General features: G+C 66.6%; 4 protein-coding genes and 1 pseudogene. 4 read left to right on the top strand and 1 reads right to left on the bottom strand.

Annotated elements, in window-relative coordinates:
* Positions 1-249 (bottom strand): TraB/GumN family protein (locus PO768_RS26055; protein ID WP_272648375.1); only part of this gene is annotated, 249 nt, incomplete at its 3' end.
* A gap of 110 nt (positions 250-359) precedes the next feature.
* Here PO768_RS26055 and gshA point away from each other — a divergent pair.
* The 4 genes and pseudogenes from gshA to cobN all read left to right on the top strand — a co-directional run.
* Positions 360-1,732, top strand: a pseudogene (gshA, locus tag PO768_RS26060) (glutamate--cysteine ligase).
* A 117-nt stretch (positions 1,733-1,849) separates the two neighbouring features.
* A complete protein-coding gene (locus tag PO768_RS26065) occupies positions 1,850-3,733 on the top strand; it encodes a potassium transporter Kup (RefSeq protein WP_272648376.1) in 1,884 nt (627 codons plus the stop codon).
* Between the two features lie 324 nt (positions 3,734-4,057).
* Complete coding sequence (locus tag PO768_RS26070) at positions 4,058-6,325, top strand: TonB-dependent hemoglobin/transferrin/lactoferrin family receptor (protein ID WP_272648377.1); 2,268 nt, start codon at positions 4,058-4,060, stop codon at positions 6,323-6,325.
* A 15-nt stretch (positions 6,326-6,340) separates the two neighbouring features.
* Positions 6,341-10,174, top strand: a 3,834-nt coding sequence (gene cobN / locus PO768_RS26075; RefSeq protein WP_272648378.1) for a cobaltochelatase subunit CobN, incomplete at its 3' end; no start/stop codon positions are given.

The following is a 10,174-nucleotide window of genomic DNA, read 5'->3' on the forward strand; positions in this document are numbered from 1 at the left end:
CGCCAGCGTGTCGCTGTCCTGCAGCGCGGCGCGCAGCTGCGGGCCGGGCCGGGCCCAGTCCGGCCGGCCCAGATGGATGCTGCCGAACAGCCAGGCGCTGCGCCCGTCCTTGCTGATGCGCCACAGCAGGCCGCGGTCGCGCTCGGGGCTCGGCTGTGTCTGGGCGACCGGGGGCGGCGGGCAGGCCGGGTCGGCCAGCGCGGCCAAGGCCGGGACCAGCAGGAGGCTGAGCAGCAGAAGACGCATCATGGTCCGCACTCTACCCTTGAGCCTGGCCGAATCGTCCCCATGTCTTGCTCCTAGAATTGCTTCGCCCCCTCTTCCCCAGACCCCTTGCGGGTCACCGACAGGCACGACCCATGGTCCCCCATCTGATCACCGCACTGAACGGCCCCATCAACGAGCTGGAGCAGCGCATCCTGGAGTCGATGCCGGCCATCGAACGCTGGTTCCGGCTCGAATGGATGGAGCACACGCCGCCGTTCTACAGCTCGGTCGATGTGCGCAATGCCGGCTTCAAGCTGGCCCCGGTCGACACCAATCTCTTCCCCGGCGGCTTCAACAACCTGACCCCCGAAATGCTGCCGCTGGCGGTGCAGGCGGCGATGGCGGCGATCGAGAAGATCTGCCCCGAGNCGGCGGCTTCAACAACCTGACCCCCGAAATGCTGCCGCTGGCGGTGCAGGCGGCGATGGCGGCGATCGAGAAGATCTGCCCCGAGGCCAAGAACCTGCTGCTGGTGCCCGAGGCCAATATCCGCAACACCTTCTATCTGGCCAATGTCGCGACCCTGGTGCGCATCTTCACCCAGGCCGGCCTGAATGTGCGCCTGGGCAGCCTGGACGAGGACATCAAGCAGCCCACCGAGCTGAACCTGGCCGACGGCAGCAGCCTGACCCTGGAGCCGCTGCTGCGCACCCGGGGCCGCCTCGGCCTGAAGGACTTCGATCCCTGCACCATCCTGCTGAACAACGATCTGTCGGCCGGTGTGCCCGGCGTGCTCGAAGGCCTGCACGAGCAGTATCTGCTGCCGCCGCTGCATGCCGGCTGGGCACTGCGCCGCAAGCACAACCATCTGCGCGCCTATGAAGAGGTGGCGAAGAAGTTTGCCAAATTGCTGGGCATGGATCCCTGGCTGATCAATCCGATGTTCACCCGCTGTGACACCTCGGCCGACAGCCCGGCTCAGGGCCTCGAGGCCTTGCAGACCCAGGCCGATGCGCTGCTCGGCAAGGTGCGTCGCAAGTACAAGGAATACGGCATACCGGAGAAGGCTTTCGTGATCATCAAGCCCGATGCCAGCACTTATGGCGCCGGGCTGTTGACGGTGCGCGATGCCAAGGACCTGGCGGCGCTGGAGCGCCTGCCCGGCAGCGTCGTCAAGGACGGTCAGGAAATCGGCACGCTGATCATCCAGGAGGGCGTGCCCACCCATGAGCGCGTCAACGAGGCGGTGGCCGAGCCGGTGGTCTACATGATGGACCGCTATGTGGTGGGCGGCTTCTACCGCGTCCATGCCGAGCGTGGCTTCGACGAGAACCTGAACGCGCCGGGCTCGCGCTTCGTGCCGCTGGCCTTTGCCGAGTCCTCGCAGTTGCCGCGCCCCGGCGTCAAGCCCGGCGCCAGCGCGCCGAACCGCTTCTATATGTACGGCGTGATCGCGCGGCTGGCGATGCTGGCAGCCAGCTATGAGCTGGAGGTCACCGATCCGGACGCCGAGGTCTACGAGTAAGCGCCGGACGGCGGCGGCGTCAAGCTCGGTGTCCCCCCGATATCCGGATTGACGCACCGCACAATGGCGGGCGCACAATAGCGCTTTTGGCAATCTGCGGCATGCCGCAGCCCCTTTGTGAGTTCATCCACCGCGACCCGCAGCCCCTTGGCCCAAGCGGGCCTGACTCTCGGCGCCCTGGGCGTCGTCTATGGCGATATCGGCACCAGCCCGCTGTATGCGCTCAAAGAGGTGTTTCACGGCGGCCATGTGCCGCTGACTCACGACAACATCCTGGGCGTGCTCTCGCTGTTGTTCTGGACTATGACGGTCGTGGTCTCGCTGAAGTACGTGCTGCTGATACTGCGAGCTGACAACAACGGCGAGGGTGGCCTGATCGCGATGCTGGCCCTGGCCACCAATGCGGTCAACGACAAGCCCAGGCTGCGCCGTCGCCTGATGCTGGTGGGCCTGTTCGGCACTGCGATTTTCTATGGCGATGCGGTGATCACGCCGGCGATGACGGTGCTCAGCGCGGTCGAGGGCATCGATGTCTATGCGCCGCAGTTCCACGATGCCATCGTGCCGGTGGCCCTCTTGGTGCTGGCCGGCCTGTTCGCGGTGCAGCGCTTCGGCACCGGCGGCATCGGCCGTGCCTTCGGGCCGGTGATGCTGTGCTGGTTTGTCAGCCTGGCGCTGCTGGGCCTGCCCAAGGTGCTGGACAACCCCCATGTGCTGCAGGCGCTGAACCCGGCCTGGGCCCTGGCTTTCTGCCTGGAATACCGCTGGGTGGCCTTCGTCGCGCTGGGTGCGGTGGTGCTGGTGGTGACCGGCGGCGAGGCGCTCTATGCCGACCTCGGCCATTTCGGCAAGAAGCCGATCCGCTATGCCTGGTACGGCGTCGTGATGCCGGCGCTGGTGATCAATTACTTCGGCCAGGGCGCGCTGCTGCTGCAGCAGCCCGAGGCGATCAAGAACCCCTTCTTCCTGCTGGCCCCGGTGTGGGCCGAGATCCCGTTGTTTCTGCTGTCCGCCGTGGCGGCCAGCGTGGCCTCGCAGGCGCTGATCACGGCCGCCTTCTCGGTCACCAAGCAGGCGGTGCAGCTGGGCATCTTGCCGCGCATGCGCATCCTGCACACCTCGGTGCGCGACACCGGCCAGATCTATGTGCCCTTCGTCAACTGGGGGCTGTTCGTCTTCGTCGTGCTGGCGGTGGTGCTGTTCGGCTCCAGCAGCAAGCTGGCCGGCGCCTACGGCGTGGCGGTGACGATAGACATGACCATCACCACGGTGATGACCTTCTTCGTGATCCGCTATGGCTGGCGCTATCCGCTGGCGCTGTGCGTGGCCGCCACCGGTGTGTTCTTCCTGATCGACATCACCTTCCTGGCCTCCAATCTGCTGAAGCTGGCCCATGGCGGCTGGTTCCCGCTGCTGATCGGCGTCGGCATGTTCACCCTGATGCTGACCTGGAAGCAGGGCCGGCGCCAGCTCAGCCACAAGCTGCGCGAGGACGCGATCGACCTGAAGAGTTTTCTGGAAGCCGTCTTCATCAACCCGCCGACCCGGGTGTCCGGCACCGCGGTGTTCCTGGCCGCCGAGCAGGGCGTGACGCCCAACGCCCTCTTGCACAACCTCAAGCACAACAAGGTGCTGCACGAGCAGAACCTGTTTGTCAGCGTCAAGCACCACGAGGTGCCCTGGGTCAGCTTCGACAAGCGCGTCCAGGTCGAGAGCCTGGGCAAGGACTGCTGGGCCGTCAGCCTGAACTTCGGTTTCAAGAACGAGCCCGATGTGCCCGAGGCGCTGCAGCTGCTGGAGCAGCGCGGCGTGCATCTGGAAGAGATGGAGACCAGCTACTTCCTGTCGCGCGACATCGTGATCCCGACCACCGGCGGCGGCATGGCCCTGTGGCGCGAGAAGCTGTTCGCCAGCATGCACCGCAATGCCGCCGCAGCGGCCGACTTCCTGCACCTGCCGACCAACCGCATCGTCGAGCTGGGCTCCAAGGTCGAGATCTGATCGCTGCACGCCTGCCGCACGGACGGCTGTGGCGTGTTTGCATCAATCTGTTAATGAGAATCGTTATTAAGTAGAATCTGCGCATCGCGAGTTTTGCGGCCATCGGCTGCGAACTCGCCGACAGAGCCAGCCAGCCGCCTTTTTGGCTTTTTTCGCCCGCCGCTCGACCAGCACAAAGTCCCCAACCCAGCCGCAGGCCCGATGCTTCTTGCCTGCCGAACGGGCCAGGCTTTGCCAGCGGCGACGGCCTCCGGGGCCTCAAGCGATGGCGGGCCGCGCCCGGGCGGCGGCCGCGCCTGCAGCGAACGAATCCAAGGTCCGTCCATGGCACGCTGCTCTACTTCTACTTCGTCCGTTCTCGCCCGCGCTCTGCCGCGCCTGCATCCGCTGGCGCTGGCCGCCGCCTCGCTGGCGGGCCTGGCCCAGGCCCAGCCGCTGACGGCGCCCGATCTGCCCAAGGTGGTGACTTCGGCCACGCGGCTCGAAACCCCGGAAGACGAGGTCGCGGCCAGCGTCACCACGCTGACGGACAAGGACATCGCGCGCAAGCAGGCCGGCGACATCAAGGACATGCTGCGCCAGGAGGTGGGCATTTCGGTGCGTTCGCAGCCGAATCGCAGCGCCGCCGCCGCCTCGGGTGTCGGGCGTGGCGGCAATGAGGGCATCAACATCCGTGGCCTGGAGGGCAACCAGGTGCTGTTGCAGACCGACGGCGTGCGGCTGCCGATGATGTATTCCAGCGGCCCGGTGGTCGCCGGTCGTGGCGACTACATCGATGTCGAGGCCTTCAAGCAGGTGGAAATCCTGCGTGGCTCGGCGTCGACTTCCTATGGCAGTGACGGCCTGGCCGGCGCGGTCAGTTTTCAAACCAAGGATCCGAGCGATCTGGTGCCCAAGGGCAAGAGCTCGCAGGCGGCGCTGAAGCTGGGCTATTCGTCGGTCGACAATTCCACCACCTTCGTGCCCAGCTATGCCTTCCGCGGCGATCAGTTCGAGGGCCTGCTGCTTGCCAGCCTGCGCAGTGGGCATGAGTCCGACACGCGTGGCGACAACCATGCGAAGAACATCAACCGCACCGTCGGCAACCCTCAGGACATCAGCTCCAACTACCTGCTGGGCAAGCTGATGTACAAGCTGGACGCTCGCCAGCGCTTCAAGCTCTCTGTCGAAAACATGGACCGCGATGTGGACACCACGGTTTACACCCTGTTTGGCGACCCAAGACCGGCCTATGCGACCACGACCCGCGTCGATGCAAACGAGCGTATCAATCGCTCGCTGGTCAAGCTGGACTACGAGTTTACGGATAGCAGTAATCCCATCTTCCAGCGGGCGTTGGTCAATGTTTACTGGCAGAAGGCCAAGAACCGGCAACTGGGCTATGAGGAAAAGTCCGATGCGATCAGTGCGACAGTTTCCTGGAACAGCCGTGCGCGTGATGCTCTCTATGCCGAGCGCCTGGTCGGTGGTTCGGTGCAGTTCGAGACCTATCTTGGGAACCAGCGCATCGTCTATGGTCTGGATGCTTCCAGCACCCTGGTGTCTTCGTTGAAGGGCGGCGGCAACTATGCCGACGGCAAGCTGGTCACTGCCGGAAGTGGTCGCTTCACGGTCGACAAGAGCTTCCCCGACACCGACTACCGCCTGTTCGGTGCCTTCATCCAGGATGAGATCACGCTGGGCGATTTCACCGTGACACCGGGTCTGCGCTTGGATCGCTTCGAGCTGAATCCGCGCAAGGGCGACCCGCTCTACACCATCAGCAATCCGACCGAGCCCACCAAGCTCAGCGACCAGGAGTTGTCGCCCAAGTTGGGGGTGGTCTGGACCTACTCGCCGCTGCTACGCGTGTTCGGCCAATACTCGCATGGCTTCCGGGCGCCGGCGCCTAGCCAGGTCAATGGTGGGGTGAACAATCCGACGGCACGACCGGCGTACATCTCTATCGGCAACCCGAACCTGAAGCCAGAAACCAGCGATTCCTTCGAGCTGGGCCTGCGCGGCCGCAGTGACAGCTGGCGTTACAGCGCCGCTCTGTTCAGAGGGCGTTACAAGGACTTTATCGAGACGGGTCGGACGGTTCGAGGAACGGGCTCCGTGGCCGACCCCCTGGTGTTCCAGTCCGTGAATCTGAATAGCGCGAGCATTCGTGGCGTCGAATTGTCGTCCGCGTGGAATTTCCTGCCCAACTGGACGGCCAGCGCTAGCTATGCCCATACAAAGGGTGATAGTGAGCTTGGCGGCATCAAGACACCCCTGATCAGCATCGACCCCGACAAGGGCGTGCTGGGCCTGCGCTACGAACAGGCCGGTGTCTGGGGTGCGGAGCTGAATGTCACGGGCATGAAGAGCCAGCGTCGCAACCCGAACCCACGCGAAAACTACACGCCAAAGGGTTTTGTCGTCGGAGATGTCACGGCCTGGTACGAGATCGGCAAACAGTGGTCGCTCAACGTCGGCATCAGCAATATCGGCGATGTGAAGTACGCACTGTGGTCGGACACGCGATCCGTCGCGCCGACGGCCGTCGCGCTGGACGCCTACACCCAGCCCGGCCGCAATCTCAGCGCCAGCGTTCGCTACCAGTTCTGAGGTCGCCAGTTCCGTATGCGTCGTTTCCTGACCTTGTGGCTGCTGCTGGCCGCAGCCACCGTCCTGCCCGGCCTGGCCCAGGCCGCCACCGTGCTCTTCGTCTCGGCCAGCCCGGTCGCGCCGGGCAAGTTCGTCGCGCTGGCCAAGGCGGCCGAGCCGCTGGGCCTGCGCATCGAGGCGCGCTTTGCCGAGAAGCTGGGGCCTGATCTGGACGCCAAGTTCTGGGCCGGTGCCGACCTGGTCCTGATCGACGCGCCGCGCCAGCACATCGAGGACTATGTGAGGCAGCGCCTGGGCGCCGCGCTGCCGGCGCTGGCGGGCAAGCCCCATGTCTGGCTGCCCACCACCGCGCCCAAGTCCTCGGGCCTGCCCGAGGCACTGGCCCAGCGCCTGCATGCCTACTACGTCAACGGCGGGCGCTCGAATATGGATGCCTTTCTGCGCAGCCTCGCGGCGCATTTGAAGGGCAGCCAGGACTGGGCCCGGCTGCCCGCACCCATCGTCTTCCCGCCGTCCGCCCTGTATCACCCGAAGCTGGCCGATGGCAAGGTCGTGCTGCCGACGCCGGCAGCCTATCTGCAGTGGCGCGGCCTGGACGCGAGCAAGCGCCCGCCCATCATCGGCATTGCCTTTCACCAGCAAAGCATCTCGGCCGAGCAGACCGGCTTCATCGACGACCTGATCGCCCGCATCGAGGAAAAGGGCGGCGCCGTGGCCTGGCCTTTCTACAGCCCGGTGATGGGCGACGACAACATCCGCAAGATGGTGACCGGCGCCGATGGCAAGCCGCTGGTCGATGTGCTGATCAACACCCAGATCACCTTGAGCCCCGAGCAGCGGCGCAAGGAGTTCGAGGCCCTGGGCCTGCCGGTGATCCAGGCCATGGCCTACCGGCGCGGCGACGCCGCCGCCTGGGCCGTCGACCCGCAGGGCGTGCAGCTGATGGACGTGCCTTTCTACCTGGCCCAGGCCGAGTACACCGGCATCACCGATATCCAGATCGCGGCGGCCACGCGCAAGGGCGACGAGCAGGTCGAGCCCATCGCGGCGCAGAGCGCGGCGGTGGTGGGCAAGGCGCTGAACCTGGCGCGGCTGCAGCGCAAGAGCGCGGGCGAGCGCAGGGTGGCGGTGTTCTTCTGGAACTATCCGGGTGGCGAGAAAAACCTCAGCGCTTCCTTCATGAATCTGCCCAAGAGCCTGTCGGCCACCCTGGCCGCGCTGCAGGGCGCCGGCTACCGCACCGAGACCATGGACGAGACGCCGTTGACCCTGCAGCTGCAGCGCTTGCTGGCACCGGCCTACCGGCCACCCGAGGACAAGCAGGTGCTGCAGGCCCTGCTGCGCGAGGGCCTGGCCGATCGCCTGCCACTGGCCGACTACAAGCGCTGGCTCGCCGGCCTGCCGGAGCCCGTGCGGGCCCAGCTGCGCCAGTCCTGGGGCGAGCCTGAGAGTTCGTCGATGCTGCTGGCCGAGGGCGGCCAGCGCTTCTTCGTGATCCCGCGCCTGCAGCTGGGCCATGTGAGCCTGCTGCCGCAGCCGGGTCGTGGCGAGCGCGGTGGCGACAAGGAAAAGTCGCTCTACCACTCGAGCAGCGCCGCCCCCTCGCACCATTACATGGCCACCTATCTGTGGGCACGCCAGAGCGCCGACGCGCTGGTGCACTACGGCACCCATGGCAGCCAGGAATGGCTGCCTGGCAAGGAGCGCGGGCTGTCGGCCACGCATGACTATCCGATGCTGGCGGTCGGCGATCTGCCCGTGGTCTACCCCTATATCGTCGACAACATCGGCGAGGCCACCCAGGCGCGCCGCCGCGGCCGCGCCACCATCATCAGCCACCAGACCCCGCCGTTCGCGCCGGCCGGCCTGCATGCCTCGCTGACCAAGATCCACGACCTGTTGCACGACTGGCTGGCCCAGGACGAGGGCAGCGTGCGCGAGAAGATCCGCGCCGAGTTCCTCGACGCCGTGCGCAAGCAGCGGCTGCCGCAGGACATGGGCTGGAGCGAGGTCCGCATCGCCGCCGAGTTTCCGGCCTTTGTCACCGAGGTGCACGACCATCTGCACGAGCTGGCGCTGACGGCCCAGCCCATGGGGCTGCACACCTTCGGCCAGGGCGCCGGCGAGCCCTGGCGCACCGCCACCGTGCTGATGATGCTGGGCAAGGAGTTCTGGGAAGGCGTGGCCGGTCCGGGCGAGGAAGCCGATGAGATGCTGGTCGGCGACTGGCGCAAGTTGCCGGAGTCCACGCCGTTTCGCAAACTGCAGGCCCTGCTGGCCGGCGATGACAGCGTGGCCAAAAACCTGCCGGCAACGCTGCAAGCGAAGCTGGCCCAGGCGCGTACCTGGCACCAGGCGCTGGGCGGGCAAAGCGAGATGGACGGCCTGCTGGCGGCGCTGGCCGGCCGCTCTCTCTCGACCAGCTATGGCGGCGACCCGATCAAGAACCCCGACTCGCTGCCCACCGGCCGCACTCTCTATGGCTTTGACCCCTCGCGCGTGCCGACCCAGGCGGCCTGGGCCGCCGGCAAGGACGCGATGAACCAGCTGATCGCGGCGCACCAGGCCAAGAGCGGCGGCAAGCCGCCTCAGAAGCTGACCTTCACACTGTGGTCGGTCGAGACCATGCGGCATTTCGGCCTGCTGGAGGCGCAGGCGCTGTGGGCCCTGGGCGTCGAGCCGGTCTGGGATGCCGGCGGGCGGGTCAGCGATGTGAAGCTGATCCCGCGCGCGCAACTGGGCCGGCCGCGAGTCGACATCGTGCTGTCGGCCACCGGCCTGTACCGCGACCATTTCCCCAACGTGATGCGCCAGCTCGCCAAGGCCGCCAAGCTGGCCGCCGAAGCCGCTGACGAGGCCGACAACCCGGTGGCCACCAATGCCCGGCGCATTGCGCAACAGCTGCAGGCTCGCGGCGTCGACGCGGCTGCCGCGCTGCGCGCCGGCCAGACCCGCATCTTCTCGTCCGAGAGCGGCCGCTACGGCACCGGCCTGGACGATGCGGCGCTGGCCACCGACACCTGGAAGACCCAAGCCGAGGGCGACCGCAAGCTGGCCGAGCTCTACCTCTCGCGCATGCAGTTCGCCTATGGGCCGGACGAGGCGGAGTGGGGCAGCAAGGGAGTGGCAGGTCAAGGCGGCAAGGCCGGCCAGCTCAACCTATACGCCGAGCATCTGCGCGGTACCGAGGGCGCGGTGCTGGCCCGCAGCTCCAATCTCTACGGCATGCTGACCACCGACGACCCCTTCCAGTACCTGGGTGGCATCGGCCTGGCGGTGCGCCATCTGGACGGCAAGGCACCCGAACTCTATGTCTCGAACCTGCGCGGTTCGGGTGGCGGCAAGGTCGAGGGCGCGGCCCAGTTCCTGGCCAAGGAGCTGGCCACGCGCAATTTCCATCCCGGCTATATCAGCGGGCTGATGAAGGAGGGCTATGCCGGCACCCTGCAGGTGCTCGACGGCATCAACAACTTCGCCGGCTGGCAGTCGGTCGCGCGCGAGATCGTGCGCCATGACCAGTGGCAGGAGTTCATGGATGTCTATGTGCGCGACAAACACAATCTGGGCCTGAAGCGCTGGTTCGAAAGCCAGAACCCGCATGCGCTGGCGCAAAGCATCGAGCGCATGCTGGAGGCCGCGCGCCAGGGCCAGTGGCAGGCCGATGCGCAAAGTGTCGCCGAGCTCAAAGAGCGCTGGCGCGAGCTGTCCCGCCGCCATGATGTGAAGACCGACAACCAGGCCTTCAACCAGTTCGTCGGTGCAGCGGGCTTTGGTCTGGATCGCGCGGCCGTGGCGGCCGTGGCCCAGGCGGCGGCTGCCGCCGCTGCGCCACCGGCTGCCGACGTCGCG

The sequence above is a fragment of the Paucibacter sp. XJ19-41 genome, assembly GCF_028462495.1.
In the GTDB taxonomy this organism is placed as follows: Bacteria; Pseudomonadota; Gammaproteobacteria; order Burkholderiales; family Burkholderiaceae_C; genus Roseateles_E.

Bases quoted from the DNA above. Each gene is read 5' to 3' on its own strand.
- PO768_RS26070 (WP_272648377.1), top strand. From the start codon at position 4,058: ATGGCACGCTGCTCTACTTCTACTTCGTCCGTTCTCGCCCGCGCTCTG.